The 25,082-nt window shown below is 68.3% G+C and carries 23 protein-coding genes; 14 read left to right on the top strand and 9 right to left on the bottom strand.

What is annotated here, in order from left to right; all coding sequences use genetic code 11:
* Positions 1–21: 21 nt before the first annotated feature.
* The 3 genes from FVQ98_RS06245 to FVQ98_RS06235 all read right to left on the bottom strand — a co-directional run bounded on the left by FVQ98_RS06245 (position 22) and on the right by FVQ98_RS06235 (position 2,150).
* Positions 22–537, bottom strand: coding sequence for a CoA-binding protein (locus FVQ98_RS06245; RefSeq protein WP_147912578.1), 516 nt, complete (start codon positions 535–537; stop codon positions 22–24).
* A 68-nt stretch (positions 538–605) separates the two neighbouring features.
* Positions 606–1,718, bottom strand: coding sequence for a metallophosphoesterase (locus tag FVQ98_RS06240; RefSeq protein ID WP_147912577.1), 1,113 nt, complete (start codon positions 1,716–1,718; stop codon positions 606–608).
* 66 nt (positions 1,719–1,784) lie between these two features.
* On the bottom strand, positions 1,785–2,150 hold the full coding sequence (locus FVQ98_RS06235) for a nuclear transport factor 2 family protein (RefSeq protein ID WP_147912576.1): 366 nt from the start codon (positions 2,148–2,150) through the stop codon (positions 1,785–1,787).
* A gap of 245 nt (positions 2,151–2,395) precedes the next feature.
* Here FVQ98_RS06235 and FVQ98_RS06230 point away from each other — a divergent pair, with 245 nt between their 5' ends.
* Positions 2,396–5,086 (top strand): bifunctional acetate--CoA ligase family protein/GNAT family N-acetyltransferase, encoded by a 2,691-nt coding sequence (locus FVQ98_RS06230; protein ID WP_147912575.1) that lies wholly within the window; start codon positions 2,396–2,398, stop codon positions 5,084–5,086.
* Positions 5,087–5,183: 97 nt separating this feature from the next.
* Here the strand turns inward: FVQ98_RS06230 and FVQ98_RS06225 are convergent, their stop codons facing one another.
* The 4 genes from FVQ98_RS06225 to FVQ98_RS06210 form a co-directional block, all read right to left on the bottom strand.
* The gene (locus FVQ98_RS06225; protein ID WP_147912574.1) at positions 5,184–5,645 is read right to left on the bottom strand and encodes a PaaI family thioesterase; all 462 of its coding nucleotides are present in this window, start codon (positions 5,643–5,645) and stop codon (positions 5,184–5,186) included.
* Positions 5,646–5,969: 324 nt separating this feature from the next.
* A complete protein-coding gene (locus tag FVQ98_RS06220; RefSeq protein WP_147912573.1) occupies positions 5,970–7,130 on the bottom strand; it encodes an acyl-CoA dehydrogenase family protein in 1,161 nt (386 codons plus the stop codon).
* Positions 7,131–7,158: 28 nt separating this feature from the next.
* Entirely contained in the window at positions 7,159–8,589 is a 1,431-nt protein-coding gene (locus FVQ98_RS06215; protein WP_255507657.1) for an amidase family protein, read from the bottom strand.
* A 234-nt stretch (positions 8,590–8,823) separates the two neighbouring features.
* Entirely contained in the window at positions 8,824–9,840 is a 1,017-nt protein-coding gene (locus FVQ98_RS06210) for an AraC family transcriptional regulator (protein ID WP_147912572.1), read from the bottom strand.
* 150 nt (positions 9,841–9,990) lie between these two features.
* Here FVQ98_RS06210 and FVQ98_RS06205 point away from each other — a divergent pair, with 150 nt between their 5' ends.
* The 8 genes from FVQ98_RS06205 (at position 9,991) to FVQ98_RS06170 (ending at position 19,253) form a co-directional block, all read left to right on the top strand.
* Complete coding sequence (locus FVQ98_RS06205) at positions 9,991–11,697, top strand: AMP-binding protein (protein ID WP_147912571.1); 1,707 nt, start codon at positions 9,991–9,993, stop codon at positions 11,695–11,697.
* 56 nt (positions 11,698–11,753) lie between these two features.
* Entirely contained in the window at positions 11,754–13,376 is a 1,623-nt protein-coding gene (locus FVQ98_RS06200) for a carboxyl transferase domain-containing protein (protein ID WP_147912570.1), read from the top strand.
* A 206-nt stretch (positions 13,377–13,582) separates the two neighbouring features.
* Positions 13,583–14,095 (top strand): DinB family protein, encoded by a 513-nt coding sequence (locus tag FVQ98_RS06195; protein WP_147912569.1) that lies wholly within the window; start codon positions 13,583–13,585, stop codon positions 14,093–14,095.
* Positions 14,092–14,877 carry an enoyl-CoA hydratase/isomerase family protein gene (locus FVQ98_RS06190; RefSeq protein ID WP_147912568.1) on the top strand — a complete coding sequence of 262 codons (786 nt, stop codon included), beginning with the start codon at positions 14,092–14,094 and terminating at the stop codon, positions 14,875–14,877. The genes FVQ98_RS06195 and FVQ98_RS06190 overlap by 4 nt, the downstream gene beginning before the upstream one ends.
* Positions 14,878–15,056: 179 nt before the next feature.
* The gene (locus FVQ98_RS06185; protein WP_147912567.1) at positions 15,057–15,818 is read left to right on the top strand and encodes a DUF4126 domain-containing protein; all 762 of its coding nucleotides are present in this window, start codon (positions 15,057–15,059) and stop codon (positions 15,816–15,818) included.
* Complete coding sequence (locus FVQ98_RS06180) at positions 15,819–16,130, top strand: hydrolase (protein ID WP_147912566.1); 312 nt, start codon at positions 15,819–15,821, stop codon at positions 16,128–16,130. It begins immediately after the preceding gene.
* Positions 16,131–16,155: 25 nt separating this feature from the next.
* The gene (locus FVQ98_RS06175; RefSeq protein ID WP_147912565.1) at positions 16,156–18,171 is read left to right on the top strand and encodes an acetyl-CoA carboxylase biotin carboxylase subunit; all 2,016 of its coding nucleotides are present in this window, start codon (positions 16,156–16,158) and stop codon (positions 18,169–18,171) included.
* Positions 18,172–18,326: 155 nt separating this feature from the next.
* Positions 18,327–19,253: a 2-hydroxyacid dehydrogenase gene (locus tag FVQ98_RS06170; protein WP_147912564.1), complete on the top strand. Its 927-nt coding sequence runs from the start codon at positions 18,327–18,329 to the stop codon at positions 19,251–19,253.
* Between the two features lie 108 nt (positions 19,254–19,361).
* On the opposite strand, the gene FVQ98_RS06165 is transcribed toward FVQ98_RS06170, so the two are convergent.
* Together FVQ98_RS06165 and FVQ98_RS06160 are read right to left on the bottom strand one after the other, a co-directional pair.
* The gene (locus FVQ98_RS06165; protein WP_147912563.1) at positions 19,362–20,849 is read right to left on the bottom strand and encodes a serine/threonine protein kinase; all 1,488 of its coding nucleotides are present in this window, start codon (positions 20,847–20,849) and stop codon (positions 19,362–19,364) included.
* On the bottom strand, positions 20,846–21,610 hold the full coding sequence (locus FVQ98_RS06160) for a metallophosphoesterase family protein (RefSeq protein ID WP_147912562.1): 765 nt from the start codon (positions 21,608–21,610) through the stop codon (positions 20,846–20,848). The genes FVQ98_RS06165 and FVQ98_RS06160 overlap by 4 nt, the downstream gene beginning before the upstream one ends.
* Before the next feature lie 130 nt (positions 21,611–21,740).
* Between FVQ98_RS06160 and FVQ98_RS06155 the strand changes: the two genes are divergently transcribed.
* The 5 genes from FVQ98_RS06155 (at position 21,741) to FVQ98_RS06135 (ending at position 24,897) form a co-directional block, all read left to right on the top strand.
* Positions 21,741–22,646, top strand: coding sequence for a hydroxymethylglutaryl-CoA lyase (locus FVQ98_RS06155; RefSeq protein ID WP_147912561.1), 906 nt, complete (start codon positions 21,741–21,743; stop codon positions 22,644–22,646).
* 253 nt (positions 22,647–22,899) lie between these two features.
* Positions 22,900–23,448 (top strand): DUF2799 domain-containing protein, encoded by a 549-nt coding sequence (locus FVQ98_RS06150; RefSeq protein WP_147912560.1) that lies wholly within the window; start codon positions 22,900–22,902, stop codon positions 23,446–23,448.
* 37 nt (positions 23,449–23,485) lie between these two features.
* Positions 23,486–23,992: a YbaK/EbsC family protein gene (locus tag FVQ98_RS06145; protein WP_147912559.1), complete on the top strand. Its 507-nt coding sequence runs from the start codon at positions 23,486–23,488 to the stop codon at positions 23,990–23,992.
* 5 nt (positions 23,993–23,997) lie between these two features.
* Positions 23,998–24,252 carry a DUF1289 domain-containing protein gene (locus FVQ98_RS06140; protein ID WP_147912558.1) on the top strand — a complete coding sequence of 85 codons (255 nt, stop codon included), beginning with the start codon at positions 23,998–24,000 and terminating at the stop codon, positions 24,250–24,252.
* A gap of 6 nt (positions 24,253–24,258) precedes the next feature.
* Positions 24,259–24,897: a 2-hydroxychromene-2-carboxylate isomerase gene (locus FVQ98_RS06135; protein ID WP_147912557.1), complete on the top strand. Its 639-nt coding sequence runs from the start codon at positions 24,259–24,261 to the stop codon at positions 24,895–24,897.
* Positions 24,898–25,082: the final 185 nt, after the last annotated feature.

The raw sequence follows: 25,082 nt of genomic DNA, 5'->3' as shown, positions 1-25,082 counted from the left end.
TTCGTTGGCGGCGTGCGGGCCTCAGTAAGGCAGCACGGTGGGCCGCTTGGCCGAGATCACGCGCGTGTTCACGCCGGCCCAGCCCAGCCCGCCGAACAGGCGCGCGTGTTCGATCTTCACGCAGCGGTTGCGCACCACCTGCAAGCCGGCGGCTTCGGCCACGTCGGCGGCGGCTTCGTTCTCGACGCCCAATTGCAGCCACAGGCAGCGCGCGCCGATGGCGACGGCGTCGTCGGCCAGCGGCGGGATGTCCTCGCTCTTGCGGAAGCAGTCGACCAGGGCGATGCGGCCGCCTTCGGCGCGCACCGCGGCGTCGGCCTCGCGCACGCTGGCGTAGGCGCGCTCACCCAGGATGCTGCCGCCTTCCTGCGCGACCAGCGGGTTGATGGGGATGACGCGGTAGCCGTGCGCCTGCATGTACTTGGCGGCAAAGTGGCTGGGCCGGTGCCATTGCGGCGACAGGCCGACCACGGCCAGGGTGCGGCAGCGCGTGAGCACGTCGCGCAAGGTGCTGATGGTGTCGGGGGTGCGGGGCATGGGCGCATTGTCGGCCAGCGCTGAGGCCAGGCCGGTGCCGGCGACCGGGGCGGTTGGGCGCGAGCGCCTCAGGCTGCGGGGCCGTCGGCGCCAAAACCCTCGGTCATCGCCCGGCTGCCGTCGTCGAAGACCAGTTCGCGCTCGGGCCAGCGCAGCGCGGCCAGCTTGAAGTCGCGCGTGGGCGGCTGACCGTCGCGGCGCGCCACCCAGCGCCCACCCACCGAATAGTCGACGCAGAACACGTTGTGGCGCTGCCCGTGCCAAGCCAGCGGCGGGATGCGCCCGAACAGGTCTTCGTCGTGCTTGCCCACCGTGCCGCGGTCGATCGGGTGCAGACGCCGCCAGTAGTGGCCAACGACCACGGGCGTGGCGTCGGCGTAGGCGTCCCACCAGGCCACGCGCTCGACAAAGCGCCACTTGCCGCCGGCGAAGAAGGGCACCGTGCCCTGGCGCTCGACGCCGGACGTCAACACCTTCAGCGGGTTGCGCATCTGCTTGTTGGCCTCGTTCAGCGCGTGGGCCAGCAGGAAAGGCGGCGCGTCGCGGTCCGATTCCAGGTCGCCGCCCCAGGCGGCCAGCTCGCTGGCCATGCTCTCGCGCAGGTGCTCGGTGCGCGCCAGCTCGCGCGCTTCCTCTTCCCAGGCGTCGTAGGCGCTGACCAGACTGCCCAACGGCAGTTGACGGGCCTGGGCGATGGCGGCGGGATCCCAGGCGGCGTGCACGATGCGCAGATCCGGGCGTTCCAGCGCGACCGGCCAGTCGAAGGCCACACGCTGGAGCGCTTCGCGCTCGGCCGCCGTGGCTCGCGCGAATGGGGCGTACTTGGGGGTGTCGCGCTCGATGCGCGAATCGAAGAACCAGCCCGCGCCGTCCTTGGCGTCGTTGCGCATCAGGTTGATTTCGTGGTTGCCGGCCACGGCCTGGGCGCGCCCGGCGGCGATCAGTGTCTGCACCCAGCGCAGCACAGCCGGGCTGTCGGGCCCGCGGTCGCACAGGTCGCCGACGAAGACCAGGCGCCGGCCCTCCGGGTGCTGACCTTCCGCGTCGTAGCCCAGCTGCGTCAGCAGCGCTTGCAGCGCGCCCAGCTCGCCGTGCAAATCGCCCACGATGTCGAGCGGGCCGTTGAAAAGCGGCTGGACCAGACTGGCGGACGGCGTCGATGGGGGGGAAGCAAGGGCCATCCGAAGATTGTCAGCGATCAGCCCTTGCCCAGGCCACGTGTGCGCGGCCTGCGACTTGCCGTGGGCTCAGGCCCCGACCGGCACCTTGTCCAGAAAACCCGTGACGGACTTGAGCTTGCCGTCTTCGATCTCGGCGAAATCGGTGCCCTGGATCAGGTCGGGTTGCGCCGCCGGCCCCAAGGTCCAGGAAAAGCGCAGGTGCGCTCCATGGCCGTCGGGCTGGCCGGTCAGGGCGAAGCGGAAGCCGTCGAAACGCGTCTGCACGGCGCCGATCAGTGCGTCGATTTGCTGGGGCGTGTCCGCCTGGGCCATCGGGTCGGTGTAGCGTGCGTCCGCCGTCCAAGCCTGCTGCAGCAGGCGCTGGCGCTGCGCCGGGTCGGTCGCGTTCCAGGTGGCGATGTACTGTTCTGCCAGGGTTTGGGCCTTGTCCATGAGGTTGTCCTTTCAAGCTGAATGCCCGCGTATCCGGGTGCTTGCAGTGTCTTGAGCGGTGCGCCTGGCGGCAATTACCTGTGAGGTCATGCGCGTCGTGCGGGCCGCGGAGCGCTGGCAGGGCCGCACTGCCATGCCGCGGCCTCGGGCGCGTGCTACAACCCGATGCTGGCGCTGCGCCAACCGGGCGCGTGACGCCTGTCACCACCCTCTGCTGTCGCGGCGCACACCCTCGCTCAAAGACCATGGACCAGCACTTTCTCACCCCCTTGTTCGAACCCCAGTCGATCGCGCTGTTCACCGGCGCGCAGGACGCTCCCGACCAGCAGACGCCGCAGGCGCGCGCGCTGCTGGGGTATCTGGCCGAGCAGCCGTTCAAAGGCCATATCACGCCGCTGGACGTGCACACCAGCGGTACGCTGGCCGATCTGGCGCAGGCCAAGGCCGATCTGGCCATCATCGCGCTGCCGGACGACGAGATCCTGCCCGCGCTGGAGCTCGCAGGCCGCATCAAGGTGGGCGCGGCGCTGGTGCTGTCCGCAGGCGTGTCCGCGCAGAAGGCACAGGACATGCACCGCGTGGCGCGCCGCCACGGCTTCTGGCTGCTGGGCCCCAACAGTCCGGGTTTTCAGCGGCCGCAACTGCAGCTCAACGCCAGCACGGTGGGCGAACTGGCCGCGCAGGGCCAACTGGCGCTGGTGTCGCAATCGGGCGCGCTGACGGCCGCGATTCTCGACTGGGCCAAGCAGAACCGGGTGGGCTTTTCCACCGTGGTGGCGCTGGGGGCACACACCCAGGTCAACCTGGCGGCCACGCTGGATTACCTGGCTTCTGATCGACACACGCACGGCATCGTGGTCTACATGGAAGGCATCACCAACGCGCGGCGCTTCACCAGTGCGCTGCGCGCCGCGGCCAACGCGAAGCCGGTGGTGGTGCTCAAGGCCGGTCGCAAGCAGGCCGGCAACGCGGCGGCGCAGACCCATTCCGGCGCCATCGTGGGCAGCGACGACGTGTTCGACGCCGTGCTGCGCCGCGCGGGCGCGGTGCGGGTGCGCTCCTTTGTCGAGCTGTTCTCCGCGGCCAAATGCCTGGCCTCGCGCTACCGCCCGGTGGGCCCGCGCCTGGCGGTCATCACCAATGGCGGCGGCCCCGGCGTGCTGGCGGCAGACTGGGTGAGCGAGCTGAACCTGAAGCTGGGCGTGCTGTCCGAGGAAACGCGCGGTGCGCTGCTGCCGCAACTGGCGCCTGGGGCGTCGCTGTCCGACCTGATCGACCTGACCGAGGAGGCCACGCCCGCGCAGTACCGCGCCGCCCTCGAAGCCGCCTACAAGGACCGCGGCATCGATGGCGTGCTGGCGCTGTATTCGCCCAAGTTCGGCGGTGACGCGATGGCGGTGGCGCAGGAGCTGGTGCAGATGCGCCCGCGCATGAGCAAGCCGCTGGTCGCCTGCTGGCTGGGCGACGCCAGCGTCGGCCCCGCGCGCCGCGCGCTGAGCGACGCGCAGATTCCGAGCTTTCGCACGCCCGAAGCCGCGGTCGGCGCCTTCGGCAACATCGCGAGCTTCTACCAGAACCAGCAGATGCTGCAGCAGACGCCGCCGCCGCTGTCGAACCTGGCGGCGCCCGATGTGGATGGGGCGCGCCTGCTGATCGAAAGCGCGCTGGCCGAACGCCGCCAGGTGCTGACAGAGATGGAGTCCAAGGCGCTGCTGGCGGCCTTCCATATCCCGGTCACGCAGACGCTGCTGGCGCGCAACCCGACCGAAGCCATGATGATCGCGTCGCAAATCGGCTTTCCCGTCGCGCTGAAGATCGATTCGCCCGACATCCCGCACAAGAGCGATGTCGGCGGCGTGGCGCTTAACGTGATGAACGCCACCGCCGTGCGCGACATCTACCAGGACATGATGGAGGCGGTGCGCGCCAGGGAGCCGGATGCGCGCATCAACGGCGTGACCGTGCAGGCCATGGCGCGCAAGAAGCAGGGGCGCGAGCTGTACATCGGCGTGGTCACGGACGACCCGTTCGGCCCGGTGATCGCCTTCGGCGCCGGCGGCACCATGATCGAGCTGATGGACGACCATGCCATGGAACTGCCGCCGCTCAACCAGTTCCTGGCGCGGCGGCTGATCGAGCGCTCGCGCGTGCACGACACCCTGAAAGCCTGGCGAGGCGCGCCCGCGGTGGATTTGGCCGCGCTGGAGCAGGTGCTGCTGCGCGTGTCCGAAATGGTGTGCGAGCTGCCGCAACTGCGCGAGATGGACATCAACCCCATCATCGTCGATGAGCACGGCGCCGTGTCGGTCGACGCGCGCATCGTCATCGGTGCGGCGGCGCAGACCGCGCCCGGCCGCGCGGGGCGCTACGGCCACCTGGCCATCCTGCCGTACCCGGCGCGCTTCGAGCAGGTCTGGCCGATGCGTGGCGGCGGTGAATACGTGCTGCGCCCGATCCACCCGGACGACGCGCAGATGCTGCAGGAAATGACCAAGCGCCTGTCGCCCGAAAGCCGCTACTTCCGCTTTGTCTCCAGCATGGCCGAGCTGCCGCCCACCATGCTGTCGCGCTTCACCCTGATCGACTACGACCGCGAAATGGCGCTGTGCGCGGTGGCCGACACCGAGGAGGTGGGCGAAGATGGTCAGAAGGTGAAGAAGCGCCGCATCATCGGCGTGTCGCGCTACATCACCAACCCCGACCAGACCAGCTGCGAGTTCTCGCTCGTGGTCGACGACGCCTACGCTGGCCAGGGCCTGGGCACGCGTCTGATGCTCAGCATCATGGACGTCGCGCGCGAGAAAGGCCTGCAGGAAATCATTGGCCTGGTGCTGACCCACAACAACGGCATGCTCAAGCTGATGCGCAGCCTGGGGTTTGAGGTCAAGGCCTACCCGGACGACCCCGACTTCCGGTTGGTGACGCACGCGCTGTGAGTCACTTTTTGCTATCAAATAAGTAGCTGCTCGCGCAATTGGCTGTAGCGCTGGCGGCCAAATAGAATCGAATCCGGGTGGTGCCGCACCACCGCCGTCAGGCCGCGGGCGCGGGCACCACCGCCAGCGTCGATGTGGCCGTGGCGACCACTTGCCGGTCGGCCTCGCGCAGCAGCCGCGCGTGCGTGAAAGCGATCTGCTTGCCGCGCCGCTCCACCTCACCCACCGCGATGTAGCGGCCTTGCGGGGCCGGCCGCAAGAAGGCGGTGTTCAGGTTGACCGTGGCGCAGGACGCGCCCACCGGCAGCTGCGCCAACGTGGCAAAGGCCATCGCAAAGTCCAGCATGGCGGTGACCGCGCCCCCTTGCAGCACGCCCGTGCCCTGGATGAACAAGGGCTGAGGTGCAAACGCCAGCTCGACCGTCCCCGCCGTCAGGTCGGCGCCACGCAACTCCGCCCCCAGCGCCCGCGCCATCGGGTTCGCGTCAAACGGCATCGGCCGGCTGCCACCGTCGATGAAGCGGTGGATCAAGGCCTGGTCGGGGTTGGCGAAGTTCATGGGGGTCACAAAGAGGCTATCGATCTGCAAGCGAGAACACGATTCTCAATGAGTCAGAGATCAGCCCGCATCCACACGAGTCTTGCAGGACTTCAAGTGCGGATGCAAAGGCGCCGCTGTCAACGTATCCCAAGTGCCCGGTCGCTGGTGCCCAGCCCCGCATCGCCCCCCACCGCTCCAATGGCCGCGGAGCAGGCCGCCCCAGCCAACGCCGTCGCCGCACCTGCGGCGGCGACCGGCGTTGTCCCCCTGCCCGAAGCGCGCAGCGCGGAGAGAGCGGGGGGAAGCGGCGCAGCCGCTCAGGGGGTGTACCGAATACCCCGCTCAGGGGGGTGTATCCAGCAAGCTTCGGGCGACGATTTCTTTCATGATCTCCGACGTGCCCCCATAAATGCGCTCGATGCGCGCATCGGCAAACGCGCGGGCGATCGGGTATTCCTGCATGTAGCCATAGCCGCCAAACAGCTGCAGGCATTCGTCCGTCACGCGCGCCAGCAGTTCGCTGTGCCACAGCTTGCCGGCCGAAGCGCCGGGCGCGTCCAGCTGGCCGGCCTGGTGCAGCTCCATCAGCCGGTCGCAGTACGCGCGGCCGGCCTGCACGTCGGCCGCCAGCTTGGCCAGCACGAAGCGCGTGTTTTGGAAGTCGGCGATGCGCTGGCGGAAGGCCTTGCGCTCTTTGACGTAGTCGATGGTCCAGGCCAGCGCGGCTTCGGCGCGCGCCTGGCACTGCACGCTGATCAACAGGCGCTCCTGCGCCAGCTCCTGCATAAGGTACTTGAAGCCTTTGTTCTCTTCGCCCAGCAGGTGGTGGGCAGGCACGTGCACGTTGTCAAAAAACAGCTCGGCCGTGTCCTGCGCGTGCTGGCCGATCTTGTGCAGGTTGCGCCCGCGCGAAAAGCCCGGCATGTCGGCCGTGACCACCAGCAGCGACACGCCGTGTGCGCCCTTGTCGGCGTCGGTCTTGCACACCACGATGATCACGTCGGCGTTGTGGCCGTTGGTGATGAAGGTCTTCTGGCCGTTGATGACGTAACCGCCATCCGCCGCGCGCTCAGCCCGCGTGCGCACGCCCGCCAAGTCGCTGCCGGTGCCGGGCTCGGTCATGGCGATGGCGCCGATCAGCTCGCCACGGGTCATGCCGGGCAGCACCTGGGCCTTGAGCTGGGGCGTGGCGTGGTGCGACAGGTAGGGCGCGACGATCAGCGAATGCAGCGGAAAGCCCGGCCCGGTGGCGCCGGCGCGGCCCAGCTCTTCGCTGACGATGAAGTCAAACAGCCGGTCCGCGCCCAAACCGCCTTCTTCTTCAGGCAGCCAGCAGCACAGCAGGCCGGCCTCGCCCGCTTGGCGCCAGACTTCGCGCGGCACGCCGTGCGCGGCCTCCCATTCGGCGTGCTGCGGCGTGATGTGTTTGTCGACGAAGCGACGCACCTGGTCGCGGAAGGCGTCGTGCTCGGGGCTGAAAAGGGTGCGGGGCAGTGGGGTCATGGTGTGATCGTGACGAGGAAGTAGGGTTTCAGGCCGCCGCCGGCTCGGCCACCGGGATGGCCGGGCCGCGCGCTTCAATCGCTTCGGCCACGGCCAGGCAGACGTCGTCGCGGAACTTGCCGGCCACGATTTGCACGCCGACCGGTGTGCCGTTCGGCAGCAGGCCGGTGGTCAGCGCCAGCGCGGGCAGGCCGGTGACGGCCAGCGCGATTTGCGGCAATTGCGCCGCCCACACGCGCTGGTAGCTGGCGGCGTCTTTCAGATCCAGCTGGTCTGCAAACGGCAGCTCCGCGCTGTTGGGCAGCAGCACGGCGCTGTAGTCCTCGGCCAGGTAGCGCTGCCAGGCGCGCGCCAGGGTGGCGCGTTGCACCAGCGCGTTGGAATACTCCGGCAGGCCGACGCTGCGCGCCAGTTCGGCCTTGCCGGCCAGCGCGGCGATGGCGCCGGGGTCGCCTTCGGTCTCGGCGGCCCGCACCTGCGCAGCGTAGCCGTCGCCCATCCACAGCGTGACCTGCAGCGCCACGGCCGGCTGCAGCGGCGGCAGCGCATCTACTTCGTCGACCACCCAGCCGGCGTCGCGCAGGCGCGCGGCGGCGTCCAGCAGCGCGGCGCAGATCTCCTGCGCGGTGGCCATGCCGTCGGGGCGCAGGCAGACGGCGGCGCGGCGCGGCACATCGGGGCCGGTCAGCGGCGCGGGCACTTGCCAGGGGTCGCGCGCGTCGGCCGCGGCCATGGCGTGCAGGCCCAGGCGCAGATCGGCCACCTGGCGCGCCAGCGGGCCGGACACGGCCATGATCTGCGCGCCGATGGGCCGATCCCGCGGCGCCGTGCCGTTGAAGTTGCCGACGCGGCCAAAGCTGGGCCGCAGCCCGTGCACGCCGCAGGCATAGGCCGGGTAGCGGATGGAGCCAGCGATGTCCGAGCCGTGTGCGATGGCGCCAATGCCGGCCGCCACCGCGCTGGCCGCGCCGCCGGACGAGCCGCCCGGCGTCAACCCGCGCACGCGCGGGTTGTGCGTGTGGCCGTGCAGTTGGTTGTTGGTGAACCAGCGGTAGCTGAAGGCCGGCGTGTTGGTGCGCCCCAGCAGCACGGCGCCCGCCGCGCGCAGGCCGCGCACCATCGGCGCGTCGTCGTGCGCGAGCCAGTCTTTTTGCGCGTGCACGCCGTTGGTGGTGGCGTAACCGGCTTGGTCGACGTTGACCTTGGTCGTCACCGGCACGCCGGCCAGCGGCCCCAGCGCGTCGCCGCGCGCCAGCGCCGCGTCGATGGCCTGCGCCTGCGCCAGCACCTCGTCGGGATGCACCTCGACCACAGCGTTGATGCGCGGGTTGACGGCGCCCAGCCGCGCCAGCGCGGCCTGGGCCACTTCGGTCGCGCTGACGGCGCGGCTGCGCACCAGAGCGGCGGTTTGGGTGGCGCCCAGGCGCCAGAGCTCGGTGGGCAGGGCGGATGTCGACACGGCGTGCTCCTGTCAGCGGGGTGAATTCAGTCGCCAGATAAAAACTAAATGCTACAAAAACAGAAGCTGCTTGCGCAGATGGTTGTAGCGCCAGAGGCCATTTTGATCATGAAACTCCGCCTTCGCCAAGGCCGCACTGGCGCGCGGGCGACAGCGGCCGCGCAAGGCCTGCGCGGCGGCCGATTCGCACACGCTCGCGGCGCGGTGAACGCGTGGCCTCTCTGCCTCCGCCAATCACCGCGTACCCCGTGCGCGAAACGCCTCCGGCGTCTGGCCGGTCCAGCTGCGAAAGGCGCGGATGAAGCTCTTGTCGTTGCCAAAACCGGCGGCGTGCGCGACTTGCTTCATGGGTTGCTGGGTGCGCAGCAGCAGCTCTGTTGCGTGCGCGCGGCGCGCTTCGTCCTTCAGGGTTTGCAGCTGCGTGCCCTCGGCCGCCAGCTGGCGGTGCAGGCTGCGCGGCGACAGCGCCAGCTCGGCCGCCAGCGTGGTGGCGGTGTGGGTCGGCCGCTCGTGCAGGCGCTGGCGCACGCGCAGCGCCAGCAGGCGGTCGCGCCGGTAGGGCAGCACCATCAGCGGCAGCGCGCGGCGCAGCATCTGGTCCAGCGCGGCGGCGTCTCGGCGCTGCGGCAGCCCGAGGTAGGCCGCGTCAAAGCGCAGCGCGGCGTGCGGCGCGCCGAAGCGCACCGGGCCGGGGAACAGCGTGTCGTACACCTCGGCGTGCGCGGGCGCGGCAAAGGGGAAGTCGGCGCGCTGCAGCGCGATGGCCGAATCGACCCACCAGCAAGCCAGGCCGTGCACGTTGCGCAGGAGCGATGTCAGCGCGAATTCGCGCACCGCACCCATCGCCCGGTGTTCGTCGATGCGCACTTCGGCCACGCCGCCGGCATCGGTCAGCTGCAGGGTGACGTCGCGCGTCAGCAGGCCGTGGTGGCGGCACCAGCGGCCCAGCGCCACGCCCAGCGTGGGCGCGCTGTGCGAGGCGCGCGCCAGCAGGCCGTAGCTGCCCCAGGCCAGCGGGCGGCTGAACCAGCCGGGCGCCTCGTCGTCCAGCGCATGCATGGCGGCGGCGCACAGGCGCTCGAACTGCAGGGCCGACACACGGGCGGGCCAGTTGCCATTGGCGTCTGGCGCAATATGTGCTGCCAGCAGTGCTGGCGCGGGGTCCAACCCGCGCGCCGCGTACGCATGCAGCACGGCTTCAACGAAAGGCCAAGGCGTACGGCGGGCCGTGGAATCGGTGCGCAAGGGCATGGTGGGCAGTGTGGCAAAGCTTGGCGCAATCTGCAACCGTGCTGGCACCAAAGACGAGAGCGATCGGCGTAAGCTGTCGCGCGAGGTCACGCCGATTGGCTAAAGTGGCCCCCAGCGCCAGGGTAGGGCGAACACAAGGAGACAGGCGAGATGGCCACCGGTTCCGACAGCTATGCGCGCGGCGCGGATCAGCCGCCGCTGATCGAGCAAACCATTGGCGCGTTCTTCGACGCCATGGTGGAGCGCGTGCCCGAGCGCGAAGCGCTGGTCGTGGTGCACCAGCAGCGCCGCTACACCTACCGCCAGTTGCAGACCGAAGTCAACCGCCTGGCCAGCGCGCTGCTGGGCCTGGGGCTCAAGCCGGGCGACCGCGTCGGCATCTGGTCGCACAACAACACCGAATGGGTGCTGATGCAGCTGGCCACCGCCAAGGTCGGTCTGGTGCTGGTCAACATCAACCCGGCCTACCGCACGGCCGAGGTCGAATACGCGCTGAACAAGGTCGGCTGCGCCGCGCTGGTGACCATGCCCACCTTCAAGACCAGCGACTACATCGGCATGCTGCGGGAGCTGGCGCCCGAATGGGCCGGCCAGGCGTCGGGCGAACTCAGCAGTGAGAAGCTGCCTTATTTGAAGCACGTGTTCTGGATTGACGTGGCGGGCGAGGGCGCCGAGCATTCCAGCTTTGCGCGCTTTTCGGACCTGCTCAAAAGCGGCGACCCGCAGGACCCGCGCCTGGCCAGCACCGCGCGCCTGCTGCACAACACCGACCCCATCAACCTGCAGTTCACCAGCGGCACCACGGGCTTCCCCAAGGGCGCGACGCTGACGCACCGCAACATCCTGAACAACGGGTTCTTCATCGGCGAAGCCATGAAGCTGACGCAGGAAGACCGCCTGTGCATCCCCGTGCCGCTGTACCACTGCTTTGGCATGGTGCTGGGCAACCTGGCGGTGCTGACGCACGGCGCCTGCATCGTCTACCCGAACGACGCGTTCGAGCCGCTCAGCGTGCTGCAGACCGTGCAGGCAGAAAAGTGCACCGGCCTGCACGGCGTGCCCACCATGTTCATTGCCGAGCTGGATCACCCGCGCTTTGCCGAGTTCGACCTGTCCACGCTGCGCACCGGCATCATGGCCGGCAGCCCGTGCCCGATCGAGGTGATGAAGCGCGTGCAGCGCGACATGAACATGGGCGAAGTCACCATCGCTTACGGCATGACCGAAACCAGCCCCGTCAGCTGCCAGAGCAGCACCGACACCCCGCTGGACAAGCGCGTATCCACCGTCGGTCTGGTGCAGCCCCACCTGGAGGTGAAGATCATCGACCCCGAGACCGGCGCCACCCTGCCGCGCGGCGCCACAGGCGAGCTGTGCACCAAGGGCTATTCGGTGATGCAGGGTTATTGGGAAGACCCCACGCGCACGCGCGAGGCGATCGACGCCGAGGGCTACATGCACACGGGCGATTTGGCCACCATGGACGACGAGGGCTACGTCAACATCGTCGGGCGCAGCAAGGACATGGTGATCCGCGGCGGCGAAAACGTGTACCCGCGCGAGATCGAAGAATTTCTGTACCGCCACCCGCAGGTGCAGGACGTGCAGGTCGTCGGCATCCCCGACACCAAGTTCGGTGAAGAGCTGTGCGCATGGATCGTCGTCAAACCCGGCCAGACGCTTCATGAGGACGGCGTGCGCGACTTCTGCAAGGGCAAGATCGCGCACTACAAGGTGCCGCGCTACATCCGCTTCGTGGAGGAATTCCCGATGACGGTGACCGGCAAGATCCAGAAGTTCAAGATCCGCGACGCGATGGTCGAAGAATTGGGTATTTCTGAACAAAAGACGGCCTGAGCCCTAGTGGGGCCTGCGCAGACAGCTATCAAAACAATAGACAAACCGGAGTCTTCATGCCCGCACTCGAGAGCAAGCTCAATCCCCGTTCGGCCGACTTCCAGGCCAACGCCGACGCCATGCGCGCCCTAGTCGACGACCTGCGCCAGCAGATCGACCAGGTGGCCCAAGGCGGCGGTGAAGCCGCGCGCGCCAAGCACACTGGCCGCGGCAAACTGCTGCCGCGCGTGCGCGTGCAGATGCTGCTGGACCCGGGCACGCCCTTCCTGGAAATCGCGCCGCTCGCCGCGCTGCACATGTACGTCGAAAAAGACGGCAAGGACGCCGCGCCTTCAGCGGGCATGGTGGCCGGCATCGGCCGCGTGTCGGGCGTGGACTGCATGATCGTCTGCAACGACGCGACGGTGAAAGGCGGCACCTACTACCCGATGACGGTGAAGAAGCACCTGCGCGCCCAAGAGATCGCCGCGCAGAACCGCTTGCCCTGCATCTACCTGGTCGATTCGGGTGGCGCCAACCTGCCCAACCAGGACGACGTGTTCCCCGACCGCGAGCACTTCGGCCGCATCTTCTACAACCAGGCCAACATGAGCGCGCAAGGCATCGCCCAGATCGCCGTGGTCATGGGCAGCTGCACGGCCGGCGGCGCCTACGTGCCGGCGATGAGCGATGAATCCATCATCGTCAAGAACCAGGGCACGATCTTTCTGGGCGGTCCGCCGCTGGTCAAAGCGGCCACCGGCGAGGTGGTGAGTGCCGAAGACCTGGGCGGTGGCGACGTGCACACGCGCCTGTCCGGCGTGGCCGACCACCTGGCGCAGAACGATTTGCACGCCCTGGCGTTGGCGCGGCAGATCGTGTCGGACCTGAACCACGTCAAGAAGCCGCACGGCGATTTGCGCGTGCCGGTGCCGCCCAAGTTTGCGGCCGAAGAACTGTACGGCGTGATCCCCACCGACACGCGCAAGCCGTTCGACGTGCGCGAGATCATCGCCCGCATCGTCGACGGCAGCGAGTTCCACGAATTCAAGGCGCGCTTTGGCACCACGCTGGTGTGCGGCTTCGCGCACATCGAAGGCATGCCCGTCGGCATCATCGCCAACAACGGCATCCTGTTCAGCGAATCGGCGCAAAAAGGCGCGCACTTCATCGAGCTGTGCTGCCAGCGCAAGATCCCGCTGATCTTCTTGCAGAACATCACCGGCTTCATGGTCGGGCGCAAGTACGAAAACGAAGGCATCGCGCGCCACGGCGCCAAGCTGGTCACCGCCGTTGCCACGGCCAACGTGCCCAAGTTCACCATCATCATTGGCGGCAGCTTCGGCGCCGGCAACTACGGCATGTGCGGCCGCGCGTACAGCCCGCGCTTCTTGTGGATGTGGCCCAACGCGCGCATCAGCGTCATGGGCGGCGAGCAGGCCGCCAGCGTGCTGGCCACCATCCGCCGTGACGGCATCGAAGCCAAGGGGGGCACCTGGAGCGCCGAGGAAGAAGAGGCCTTCAAAGCCCCGGTGCGCGACCAGTACGAACACCAGGGCCACCCGTACTACGCCACCGCGCGCCTGTGGGACGACGGCGTGATCGACCCTGCTGACACTCGCCGCGTGCTGGCGCTGGGCCTGTCGGCGGCGCAGAACGCGCCGATTGAAGACGTGAAGTTCGGCATCTTCAGGATGTGATGGAACACCCCCCTGAGTCGCTGACGCGCCTTCCCCCCTCTGTTGCACGAGGGGGGACAACGCCAGTGCTCGGCGCAGGTCCGAGCACGGCGTTCGCTGAGCTGGCCTGCTTTGCGGCCATTCGTCCCGGGGTGTGGGGGGCGTGGTTGGGCTTTGGCGCTGCGTTGCGGTGCGCTGGCCGAGTCGACGGCTGATGGGAGACTGACATGGACCTCGTCGCTTACTTCACCACGCTCGCGCGATACAACGTTTGGGCCACACAGCGGCTGCTGGACGCGGTGGCGGTGCTGCCGGACGACGACTACCGGCGCGACGTGGGGCTGTTCTTTAAGAGCATCCACGGCACGCTGAACCATTTGCTGGTGGGTGAGGTGCACCTGTGGCAGGTGCGCTTCATCGAAGGCCAGTCGCAGCGCATCCCGTTGGACACCGAGCTGGAGGCCGACCGCGCGCGCCTGGGTGAGCGCTTGCTGGAAGGCGCGACGCGCTGGCCGTCGGTAATCGCCGCCATCGCGCCCGAGCGCTGGGCCAGCACGCTGGACTACGTGACCAATCGGGGCACCTTCGCCTCGTTGCCGTTTGCGCCCACGCTGGCGCACGTCTTCAACCACAGTACGCACCACCGCGCACAGATCACGGCGGCGCTCACCGCTCTGGGCCAGCGTTGCCCTGAGCTCGATCTGGTCTACATGCTGCAACAGGAGCAAAAACCCGCATGACTTCCGCCATCCGCATCGCCACCCAGAACCGTGTGGCCACCATCGTGCTGTCGCGCCCCGACGTGCGCAACGCCTTCAACGACGAGGTGATCGCCGAGCTGTCGCAAGCCTTCGTGCAACTCGGTGAAACGCCCGAGGTGCGCGCCATCGTGCTGATGGCCGAAGGGCCGGCCTTCTGTGCCGGGGCCGACCTGAACTGGATGCGCCGCATGGCGGACTACACGCGCGACGAGAACATCGAAGACGCGGGCAAGCTGGCCTTCATGCTGCGCGCCATCTACGAATGCCCCAAACCGACCATCGCCCGGGTGCAGGGCGATGTGTACGCCGGTGGCATGGGCCTGGTGGCGGCCTGCGACATGGCCGTCAGCGTCGACACGGCCCACTACTGCCTGAGCGAAGTCAAGCTGGGCCTGATCCCCGCCACCATCAGCCCTTATGTGATCCGCGCCATGGGTGCGCGTGCGGCGCACCGCTATTTCCTGACCGCCGAGCGCTTCAATGCCGCCGAGGCGCTGCGCGTCGGCTTCGTGCACGAAGTGGTGCCCGCCGACCAGTTGGACGCCAAGGTGGGCGAGTTGGTCAACGCGCTGACCAGCGCCAGCCCCAATGCCGTGCGCGAATGCAAGAAGCTGGTGCAGGACGTGGCCGAACGCGACATCTCGCGCCTGCTGATCGACCGCACGGTGGAAGGCATTGCCGACATCCGCGCCAGCGATGAAGGCAAGGAAGGCGTGCAGAGCTTTCTGCAAAAACGCAAGCCAGCGTGGCTGGCGGATTGAAGATCAGTTTGAGCATCAAATCGCCTTCCAGCCGTACAACCACTTGCGCACCCAGCTATTGTTGATATAGCAACCATGCCCCGCCACACACCGCGTCGCCGCGCCACTGTCGTCCCCACCGCCGCCCGCGGCGTTGTGGCGCTGCACGTGCGCGCGCCGGTGCGCGCCAGGAGGGCACGATGAACGATTGGCTGCAAAGCGTGGTGCAGTGGCTGCACAGCATCGGCATCCACCCGACCACAGACGGCGCGGCCGCGGTCGGCAACGCGGTGGGCCAGGCCGGTGCGGCCGTGGGCGGCGCGGTGGCGCCCGTGGTCGCCAAGATGGACATGCCGTCGCTGCTGGCCCTGGCCGCGGCGCTGGGCTGGGCCAGCGGCTTTCGCCTGTACGCCGTGGTTTTTCTGACCGGTGCCATGGGCTACGTCGGCTGGATCCCGCTGCCTGAAGGGCTCAAGCTGCTGATGCACCCGGCCGTGCTGGCGGCCAGCGGCTTCATGCTGCTGGTCGAATTCTTTGCCGACAAGATTCCCTGGGTCGACAGCCTGTGGGACAGCGTCAACGCGGTCATCCGCATTCCCGCCGGCGCGCTGCTGGCAGCCGGCGTGTTCGGCGCCGACAGCGGCACCATGGGCCTGGTCGCGGGGCTGCTGGGCGGCTCGCTCGCGGCCACGTCTTTCGCCACCAAGGCCACCACACGCGCGGCCATCAACAGCTCGCCTGAGCCTTTCAGCAACTGGCTGGCCTCGTTTTTCGAAGACGGCCTGGTCGTCTTCGTCATGTGGCTGGCCACCCAGCACCCCCTTGCTTTCGCCATCGTGCTGGTGCTGATGCTGCTGGTGTCGGTGCTGCTGCTGGTGGTGCTGTACAAGTTCTTGAAACTGGTGATTCGCAAGCTGCGGGCGTTCTTCGGCGGTGGCGCGTCAGTGCCGGAAGGGGCGTAGATGGGCCCGCGTACCGTATTTGTGGATGTCGACGACACCTTGGTGCGCTCCATCGGCGCCAAGCGCGTGCCGATGCCGGGCGTGGTGCAGACCGTGAAGGGTTTGAAGTCCGGCGGCATGACCCTGTTCTTGTGGAGTTCCGGCAGCGCCAACTATGCGCGCCAGTCGGCGGTAGAGCTGGGCATCGAAGACGGCTTTGCGGGCTTTCTGCCCAAACCCGATGCCTACATCGACGACCAGGCGGTCAGCGATTGGCGCTATTGCCGCCACGTGTTGCCTGCCAATGCGGCGGACGCAGCGGACCCAGTTTGATTTTGAGTTTCTAGGAGACAGACCCATGTTCAGCAAGATCCTGATCGCCAACCGTGGCGAAATCGCCTGCCGCGTGGCGGCCACCGCGCGCCGCCTGGGCGTGAAGACCGTGGCGGTGTATTCCGACGCGGACGCGCACGCCAAGCACGTCATGGCGTGTGACGAAGCGGTGCACGTGGGCGGCAGCGCGCCCAAGGACAGCTACCTGCAGTGGCAGCGCATCATCGACGCGGCCAAGGCCACGGGCGCGCAGGCCATTCACCCCGGCTACGGCTTTTTGAGCGAGAACGAAGACTTCGCCCAGGCCTGCGCCGACAACGGCCTGGTCTTTATCGGCCCGCCGGCCAGCGCGATCAAGGACATGGGCCTGAAGGCCGAGTCCAAGCGCCTGATGGAATCGGCCAAAGTGCCGCTGGTGCCGGGCTACCACGGCACCGACCAGACGCCCGAGCTGCTGCACAAGGAGGCCGACCGCATTGGCTACCCCGTGCTGATCAAGGCCAGCGCCGGCGGCGGCGGCAAGGGCATGCGCGCGGTGGACAAGTCGGCAGACTTCATGGCCGCGCTGGAGTCGTGCAAGCGTGAAGCCATCAACAGCTTTGGCGACGACGCGGTGCTGATCGAGAAGTACGTGCAGCGCCCGCGCCATATCGAAATCCAGGTGTTTGGTGACACGCACGGCAACTGCGTCTACCTGTTCGAGCGCGACTGTTCGGTGCAGCGCCGCCACCAGAAGGTGCTGGAAGAGGCGCCCGCGCCCGGCATGCCCGAAAGCATTCGCCAGCAGATGGGCGAAGCCGCCGTGGCCGCGGCGCGCGCAGTGAATTACGTGGGCGCCGGCACCGTGGAATTCATCGTCGAGCAGCCGGGCGGCTACGACAAGCCCGAAGAAATGAAGTTCTACTTCATGGAGATGAACACGCGCCTGCAGGTGGAGCACCCGGTGACTGAGGCCATCACCGGCCAGGATCTGGTTGAATGGCAGCTGCGCGTGGCCAGTGGCGAGCCACTGCCGCTGGAGCAGGACGATCTGATGATCGAAGGCCACGCGATCGAAGCGCGCATCTGCGCCGAGAACCCGGACAACAACTTCCTGCCCGCCACCGGCACGCTGCACGTCTACCGCAAGCCGCCGCACAGCGCCTTCGAGATCGACGTGGTGCGTGTGGACGACGGCGTGCGCGAAGGCGACGCGATCAGCCCGTTCTACGACAGCATGATCGCCAAGCTCATCGTCTGGGGTGAAACGCGCGAAGAAGCGCTGGCCAAACTGGACGAGGCGCTGGCCGCCACCCACATCGCCGGCCTGCAGACCAACGTGCAGTTCCTGCGCCACGTGCTGGCCACGCCGTCGTTTGCCGAGGCCAAGCTGGACACCGCGCTGATCCAGCGCGAGGCCGACCGGCTGTTCAAGCAGGACCCATTGGGTCAGCCGATGGCCGTCGCCGCCGCGGTGGCGCAAACCCTGGTGGCCGAGCGCGCCGGTGAAACGCACGACCCCTTCAGCCGCCGCGACGGCTTCCGTTCGCACGGCGTCGCGTCGCGCCGCATGGACTTTGATTACCGCGGCGAGCCGGTGATCGCCAAGCTGCGCTACCTCGACGACGGCCTGTCGCTGAAGGTCGGCGAGGCCGACGCGGCGCCGCTGGCCTTCACCGCGCTGCCGGGCGGCGCCATCGACGTGCGTTACGGGGCCGACCGACAGGTCGTTCAGGTGTATCCGCTGGGCGAGGTCGAGCACGTGTTCGGCACGCGCGGCGCCGCGGCCATCACCGAGCTGGACGTGCTGTCGCACGCCGGCGAATCGGGCGCCGAAGGCGGCCGCCTGACCGCGCCGATGCCCGGCAAGGTCGTCAGCTTCGCCGTCAAGGCCGGCGACAAGGTCAGCAAGGGCCAGCCGCTGGCGGTGATGGAAGCGATGAAGATGGAACACACCATCGCCGCGCCGCAGGACGGCGTGGTCGAAGAGCTGCTGTTCGTGCCCGGCGACCAGGTGATGGACGGCGACGAGTTGCTGCGTCTGGTAGCGGCCGCGGGCTGAACGCGCGGCCGACGGCGCAGCGCATGCTCCGCGGCCATCTTTGGTGTGCGACCATCGGTCACCATGACCGTCGCCCACCGAACCGAAGCGCGTCGCCGTGATGGCGCTGCAGCATTTTTTATCCGCGCAAGCGTTCCCATACGCAAGGGGCTGGCATGAAAGTGCTGCTCTGCCAACCCGCAGCCAAGGACAACGCAGCCTGGCTGGCCCATCTGCGTGGGGGCATGCCCGGTCTGCAGTTCGATGAGTGGCAGCCTGGCTTGCCGCCGGTGTACGACGCGGCCGTGGTCTGGAGCCCACCGCGGCAACTGATCGACGAGCAACCGCAGTTGCGCGCGCTGCTGAATCTGGGTGCCGGTGTGGACAAGCTGATGGCGCTGCCTTTGCCGGCCAGCATGACGGTGGTGCGGCTGGAAGACGCGGGCATGGCGGTGCAGATGGCCGAGTACGTGTGCCATGCGCTGATCCGCTTCTTTCGAGAATTCGACGCCTATGAGCGTCAGCAACGCGAAGCGCGCTGGCGCCCGCGCCGGCCGCATGTGCGCAGCGAGTTCCCGGTGGGGGTGATGGGCCTGGGCGCGCTGGGCGCGCGCGTGGCACAGGCGGTGCAGCAGTTCGACTTCCCGGTGCTGGGTTGGAGCCGCACGCCGCGCGATCTGCCGGGCGTGCGCTGCTTCCATGGCGACGACGGTCTGCCCGACTTCCTGCAGGGCACACGCGTGCTGGTCAGCTTGCTGCCGCTCACACCGGCGACGCGCGGCCTCCTCAACCGGCAAACGCTGGAGCAGATCCAGCTGGCTGGCTACGTCATCAACGTGGCGCGCGGTGGGCTGCTGGTGGAAGACGATCTGCGCGCCCTGCTGGACGAGGGCCACCTGGCCGGTGCCACGCTGGACGTGATGCAGGAAGAGCCGCTGCCGCCCGAGCACTGGCTCTGGACGCAGCCCCACGTGACGCTGACACCGCACATCAGCGCGCAGACACTGCGCCCGGAAGCGGTGGCGCAGGTCGTGCGTGCGCTGCAGGCACTGGCGCGCGGCGAGATGCCCAGTGGCGTGGTGCAGCGCGACCGCGGCTACTGAGTGCGTCGTACGTTGGTTGGTGGTTTTTTGCTCACGAAATAGGAGCTGACTGCGCAGGGGGTTGTAGGGCTGCAGCCCGATTTTCTTTGAATTCCTGAAGCGATGTGATCAGCCAGATAAACCGCCCAGCGGTGCCGGCGGCTGCGTCTGCTTGACCAGGATCACCGTACAGGGCGCGTTCATGGCCACCTTGATGGGCACCGTGGCAATGAAGCGCTGCAGTTGCACGCCGTGCGTGGCGGCACCCAGGACGATCATGCTGACGTTGTTGGTGCTGGCGTAGCGCACGATGGCGTCGGCGCGGTCGCTGTCTTCCAGCACGTGAAACGACACCTGGTGCCCCTCCAGCTTCAGCGGCTGGGCCCAGCGCTTGAGCATGGCCAGCATCTGCCGCTGTAGCGCGGTTTCGCTGCGCGCCCTGTCGGTGGCGCTGCTGGCGCCAGGCGACACGACGGTGACCACCGCCAGCCGCGCGCCAGGGCGGATGCCCAGCGAACGCGTGACCGCTGCGCGCAGCGATTCCAGCGTCGCGTCGGTCACATCGTGGTGCGGCACGCAGACCATCAGGATCGGCACCTCGGCGATCTGCCGCGCGGGCAGCGGGCTGGGCCGGTACTGCTCACCCGCGGCGCGCAGCCAGCGCTTGAAGTGCGTGCGAAAGCCCGTGCCCGTGAGGCGCTCGCCCCGCTCGGTGACGCGCACCTGTGCAGGGTGCGACAGGTCAAACGCCAGGTGCGCGGCGGACGGGTAGCGGTCGGCGGCGGTCGGCTCCAGGCAACGCAGGATCACCTCCTGCAACCAGGGCGGCAGGTCGGGCCGGAGCTTGCGCGGGGGCACCGGGTCCATCCACAGGCGCTGACGCAAGCCGCCGCGGCTGGTCGGCGCGCCAAAAGGCAGCGTGCCGGTGGCCAACTCGTACAGCAGCACGCCGATCGCGAACACGTCGCTGCGCGGGTCGCCGCGCACGCCGACCACCTGTTCTGGCGACATGTAGGCGGGCGAGCCGACCGCCGGGCGCATCTCCTCGGCCAGCAGGTCGGGCAGGTGCGCGTGCCAGGACAGGCCAAAGTCCAGCAGCACCGCATCCAGCATGGCCAGCGGGTCGGCCACGGCGCGCGCGATGGCGGCGGCATCCGAAGGGTCGCGGACGATCACGTTGGCCGGCTTCAAGTCCAGGTGCACCGCGTTCTGCTGGTGCAGCGCATGCGCGGCGGTGGCCACGGCCGCGCCCAGCGCCGCCAAGGTGGCGGCGGGCAGCGGCTGGCCGCTGGTGGCCTGCGCCAGCCAGTGGTCCAGCGTGTGGCCTGGCACGTATTCCATGGCCAGGTAGGGCAGCGTGGCCAAGTCGCCTGCCGCGACGAGCTGCGGCACGTGCGGGCCGGTGAGCGTGCGCAGGATCTGGTGCTCCACCTCGAAGCTGACAATGGTCTCGGCCGCGTCGCCAGCGGTCATGCGTGGCACCTTCATCACCATGGGGAAGGGCGCGGGGCGGTCGTCGGCGTAGGTCACGCCGTAGATCAGCGCCATGCCGCCCTTGTGCAGCAGGTCGCCGATGCGAAAGCCGTCGACGACGGTGCCGGGCGCCAGCTCCTTCACTGGCCGGTCTCCAGCCGGTCGGCGAAGAAGGGCGGCAACGGGGTGGCGCGGATGGCCGCGGCGGCGGCCTGCACGTCGTAGGGCACGCGGTGGAAGGTGAGCTGCGCGGCGGCCTCGTCGAAGATCGCGTACATGGCGTCCACGCGACCATCGCGTGGCTGGCCGACCGAGCCGACCGTGGCGAGCCAGCGCCGGTGGCGCGGCACCGGAATCGGCACACCGGGCGTGGGCGCAAAGGGCATCAGCTTGCCTGCGCCGCCGCGAAAGTAGAGCGTCTGCGCGTGCACGTGACCGCCGAAGACGTAGTGCACGGCGTCGCTGCCCGTGGGCGGCTCGGTCGCGCCGTCCAGGCTGAGGGCGGCCAGCTGCGGGTTGGTGACGTAGCGCCACTGTGGCGGCGCGTCGGCGCTGGCATGTACCAGCAGTGCGCTGCCCAGGCGGGCGGTCATCGGCAGCTGCGCCAGGAAGCCGAGTTCGGGGCCGCCCAGCTGCGCCTGCGTCCAAGCCACGCCGGTGTGCGCCATCTGCTTGGCGTCAGTGACCTGCACATTGGCGTAATGGTCGTGGTTGCCCATGACGGCAGGGGCGCCCGCGGCGACCAGCGCCATCGCGCGCCGCACCACTTCGGCCGGAAACGCGCCGTAGCCGACCAAATCGCCCAGCAAGGCATAGCCTTGCACGCCCGCGGCTTCGGCGTGGGCCAGGCATGCGTCAAGCGCATGCAGATTGGCATGAATGTCTGACAGCAGGGCAATCTTCATCGTGAACGGTCCATTCGCCGGGACGCGGCCTGCCATCTTAAGGTTGCGGGCAAGCCAGAGGCGGCGAAGCACCCGCACGGCCCCGGCGCTACACTGCCCAATTCCCGTGCCACACAGCCGATACATTGCCATGACACTGCCCCTCCGAGTCAAGATCACCGATGTCGGCCCGCGCGACGGTCTGCAGAACGAAAAGCAGCCCGTGCCCGCGGCGGTCAAGATCGAGCTGGTGCACCGCCTGCAGGCAGCAGGCCTGAAGGACATCGAAGTCACCAGCTACGTCAGCCCCAAGTGGGTGCCACAGATGGCCGACAACCACGAGGTGATGAGCGGCGTCCAGCGTCAGCCGGGCGTGCGCTACAGCGTGCTGACGCCGAACTTGAAGGGCTTTGAAGCTGCGCTGGCCGACCGCCCGGACGAGATCGTCGTCTTCGGCGCGGCCAGCGAGGCTTTCAGCCAGAAGAACATCAATTGCTCCATCGCTGAAAGCATCGAGCGGTTCGCGCCGGTGGTTGAGGCCGCACGCGCCAAGGGCATTTATGTGCGCGGCGCCATGAGTTGCGCGGTGGGCTGCCCCTATGAGGGCGAGATCGCGCCCGAGCGCGTGGGTTACCTGGCTGGCCTGATGAAGGGCATTGGCGTTCAGCACGTGGGGGTGGCCGACACGATTGGCGTCGGCACGCCGCGCAAAGTTCAGGCAGCGATCGAGGCCACACTGCAGCATTACGACCTGAACGACGTATCTGGCCACTTCCACGACACCTATGGCCAGGCGCTGGCCAACACCCTGGCGGCGCTCGAAATGGGGGTCTGGCAGTACGACACCTCGGTGGCGGGCCTGGGCGGCTGTCCGTACGCCAAGGGCGCGACCGGCAACGTGGCGACGGAAGACGTGGTCTACATGCTGCAGGGCATGGGCATCGAGACCGGCATCGATCTGGACCAACTGATCGACGCCGGCGCCTACGTCAGCGAGCAGCTCGGCCGCAAGACCGGCTCACGCGTGGCCACGGCCCTGATCGCCAAGCGCGCCTGACCGCGCTGCAGCTGGTGGCTGCCCGCCAGCCCACGCATTGCGGTGTCGGCGGTGCCCGCCTGCACCCTCAGTTGGCCGCGGGTTTAGGACAACGCTGTGCAGGCTGAAAGCTATCAAAAAAAGTAGCTGCCTGCGTCCAAAAGATGGGCGCAGGCACACCACTTCTTGCGGGCACGATGGTGAAGGCCGGCTTGCAAGGGTTTCGGGCGCCGCATTATGCTTCGCTCACAACAACGTGGAGTGAGGAGCAAGCATGCAAAGACTGAGCATCGCGCTGCGCATCGGGGCCTGCCTGGCCTTGGTTGGCGTTCTGGGTGGCTGCGCCACGATGAACGCAGAGGACTGTCAGAAAGCCGACTGGCAGTCTCTCGGCTACAACGACGCTTCGAGCGGGAGCGGCAGTGCCACGGGGCGGCGCCGAGCCGAAGCGTGTCAGGAGCTGGGCTTTGGCGCCGATATGGGCGCCTATGGGCGCGGTTGGCAGGACGGACTGCGCGTTTTCTGCACGCCCGGGGGCGCAGAGAATTTCGCTCGGCGCGGCGGCCGCTATGAGACCGGCTACTGTCCTCCCGAGCTCGAGCCGCAATTCCTGTACTACTACCGGCCGGCGTTCGAGCGCTTCGAGTACCAGCGTCGCATGCGCGAGCTGCAAAATGACATTGACCGTCAGTACCGTGAGATCGACCGGCTGCGGGAGCGTCAGCGCAAAGGCGAGAACGTGGGCGACCGGCTTCACCGTGCCGAGCGCGAATTGCGCCGCCTGCGCGATCGCATGAACACCGAGTCCATGCTCCGCTACTGAGCAACGGATACGGGCAACCGGAAAGGCTTTTTCTGACGTGAGCGCAACCCCATCCCAGAACCTGCCCGAGGGTGTGCAGCGCGTGGCGCGCGCGCTGGCCGCAGCCGGCCACGCGCACGGGCCTGTCATGCTGGACGACGCGGCACGCACCGCGCAGCAGGCTGCCGACGCGCTGGGCATCGGCGTTGGCCAGATTGCCAAAAGCATCATCTTCCGCCGCAAGGAGGACGACGTGGCCGTGCTGGTCATCACCAGCGGTGACCGCCGCGTGGACGAGAAGCGCGTGGCGGCGCTGGTGGGCAAGATCGGCCGCGCCGACGCCGACTTCGTGAAGGCGCGCACCGGCTTCACCATTGGCGGCGTGGCGCCGCTGGCGCACACCGAGGCGCCGGTCACCTTGATCGACCGCGAGCTTTACCGCTTTGATGTCATCTGGGCTGCCGCGGGACACCCGCATGGGGTGTTCCAGTTGCGTCCGGCGGATCTGGAGCGCCTGACCGGCGCGCCGGTGGCCGACGTCGTGCAGGCCGTCGACGTTGCTTGAGTGCTATGAATAGAGAAGCTGCCTGCGCAGATGGGGCGGACCCAGAAGGCTCGCTGAATCCCCAATCCCAAGACGAGATCGCGTCACCCTGCACAGGCGTCTGCCGGTTGCACCCGGCGACCGGCTGGTGTGAAGGCTGCTTGCGCCGCACCGACGAAATCGCGCGCTGGGGGGCCATGGACACCGCCGCGCGACGCGAGGTGCTGGCCCGCCTGGCCGAGCGCCGCAACGCTCACCCGCAGGCACGATCCGGAGCGTAAGTCTGTATGAAACGCATCGACTGCTACCTCGACTTCATTTCGCCCTATGCGTACCTTGCGTTCGAGCAGTTGCCGCGCGCGCTGGAGGGCTTGGGCTATGAGGTGGTGTACCGTCCGATCCTGTTTGCCGCGCTGCTGAAGGCGCACGGTCAGTTGGGGCCGGCCGAGATCCCGCCAAAGCGCGACTGGACGTACCGTCAGGTGCTCTGGCAGGCGCAGGCGCTGGGTATCCCGATGCAACTGCCCGCCGCGCACCCGTTCAATCCGCTGGCGCTGCTGCGTCTGGCGTGGGCCTGCGCGCGCCAGGGCACCCCCAATCGCCATGTGTGCGAAACCCTGCTGCACCATGTCTGGCGTGCAGGCGGTGCGGCGGCCGATGACCCGGATAGGCTGGCGGAGGTGACGGCCCAGCTCGCCCCGGCACGCGACCCGGCCAGCGACGAGGTCAAGCAGATGCTGAAGGTCGCCACCGAAGGCGCCCTGTCAGCCGGTGTGTTTGGCGTGCCGACCCTGGCCGTCGACGGCCGCCTGTTCTGGGGATTGGACGCGCTGCCCATGCTGCGCGCGCAGCTCGAAGGCGATGACCGCGTGGACGCTGTCTGGGCAGACGCTGCCCGCGTCGGGGCTGGTACGGTCAGGCGCTGACGGTGTGACGGCGCCCCGTGCCGGCGCGCCGATGGCGATACGCGGTTGCTATTAAAAGAGAAGCTTCTGGCGCAGAATGGGCATAGGTTAGAGGCCAATATCGCGCGGAACGTCGAGCGCTCAGACTGTCGGCGTGGTTCGTGCGCGAGGTGACGGACGCTGGCGGCCCTGCAGGTACCGGGCGG

Source organism: Ottowia flava, assembly GCF_008017535.1.
In the GTDB taxonomy this organism is placed as follows: domain Bacteria; phylum Pseudomonadota; class Gammaproteobacteria; order Burkholderiales; family Burkholderiaceae_C; genus Ottowia; species Ottowia flava.
The sequence above is the reverse complement of the archived record's forward strand: the minus strand, read 5'-3'. Positions and strand labels throughout refer to the sequence as shown.

What these genes read in the sequence shown, in the direction of transcription:
- FVQ98_RS06135 (WP_147912557.1), top strand. Translation starts at nt 24,259, where the DNA reads ATGAAACGCATCGACTGCTACCTCGACTTCATTTCGCCCTATGCGTAC.
- FVQ98_RS06245 (WP_147912578.1), bottom strand. Translation starts at nt 537, where the DNA reads ATGCCCCGCACCCCCGACACCATCAGCACCTTGCGCGACGTGCTCACG.
- FVQ98_RS06230 (WP_147912575.1), top strand. Translation starts at nt 2,396, where the DNA reads ATGGACCAGCACTTTCTCACCCCCTTGTTCGAACCCCAGTCGATCGCG.
- FVQ98_RS06150 (WP_147912560.1), top strand. Translation starts at nt 22,900, where the DNA reads ATGCAAAGACTGAGCATCGCGCTGCGCATCGGGGCCTGCCTGGCCTTG.
- FVQ98_RS06210 (WP_147912572.1), bottom strand. Translation starts at nt 9,840, where the DNA reads ATGCCCTTGCGCACCGATTCCACGGCCCGCCGTACGCCTTGGCCTTTC.
- FVQ98_RS06140 (WP_147912558.1), top strand. Translation starts at nt 23,998, where the DNA reads ATGAATAGAGAAGCTGCCTGCGCAGATGGGGCGGACCCAGAAGGCTCG.
- FVQ98_RS06170 (WP_147912564.1), top strand. Translation starts at nt 18,327, where the DNA reads ATGAAAGTGCTGCTCTGCCAACCCGCAGCCAAGGACAACGCAGCCTGG.
- FVQ98_RS06155 (WP_147912561.1), top strand. Translation starts at nt 21,741, where the DNA reads ATGACACTGCCCCTCCGAGTCAAGATCACCGATGTCGGCCCGCGCGAC.
- FVQ98_RS06235 (WP_147912576.1), bottom strand. Translation starts at nt 2,150, where the DNA reads ATGGACAAGGCCCAAACCCTGGCAGAACAGTACATCGCCACCTGGAAC.
- FVQ98_RS06175 (WP_147912565.1), top strand. Translation starts at nt 16,156, where the DNA reads ATGTTCAGCAAGATCCTGATCGCCAACCGTGGCGAAATCGCCTGCCGC.
- FVQ98_RS06160 (WP_147912562.1), bottom strand. Translation starts at nt 21,610, where the DNA reads ATGAAGATTGCCCTGCTGTCAGACATTCATGCCAATCTGCATGCGCTT.
- FVQ98_RS06180 (WP_147912566.1), top strand. Translation starts at nt 15,819, where the DNA reads ATGGGCCCGCGTACCGTATTTGTGGATGTCGACGACACCTTGGTGCGC.
- FVQ98_RS06200 (WP_147912570.1), top strand. Translation starts at nt 11,754, where the DNA reads ATGCCCGCACTCGAGAGCAAGCTCAATCCCCGTTCGGCCGACTTCCAG.
- FVQ98_RS06195 (WP_147912569.1), top strand. Translation starts at nt 13,583, where the DNA reads ATGGACCTCGTCGCTTACTTCACCACGCTCGCGCGATACAACGTTTGG.
- FVQ98_RS06185 (WP_147912567.1), top strand. Translation starts at nt 15,057, where the DNA reads ATGAACGATTGGCTGCAAAGCGTGGTGCAGTGGCTGCACAGCATCGGC.
- FVQ98_RS06190 (WP_147912568.1), top strand. Translation starts at nt 14,092, where the DNA reads ATGACTTCCGCCATCCGCATCGCCACCCAGAACCGTGTGGCCACCATC.
- FVQ98_RS06220 (WP_147912573.1), bottom strand. Translation starts at nt 7,130, where the DNA reads ATGACCCCACTGCCCCGCACCCTTTTCAGCCCCGAGCACGACGCCTTC.
- FVQ98_RS06225 (WP_147912574.1), bottom strand. Translation starts at nt 5,645, where the DNA reads ATGAACTTCGCCAACCCCGACCAGGCCTTGATCCACCGCTTCATCGAC.
- FVQ98_RS06240 (WP_147912577.1), bottom strand. Translation starts at nt 1,718, where the DNA reads ATGGCCCTTGCTTCCCCCCCATCGACGCCGTCCGCCAGTCTGGTCCAG.
- FVQ98_RS06205 (WP_147912571.1), top strand. Translation starts at nt 9,991, where the DNA reads ATGGCCACCGGTTCCGACAGCTATGCGCGCGGCGCGGATCAGCCGCCG.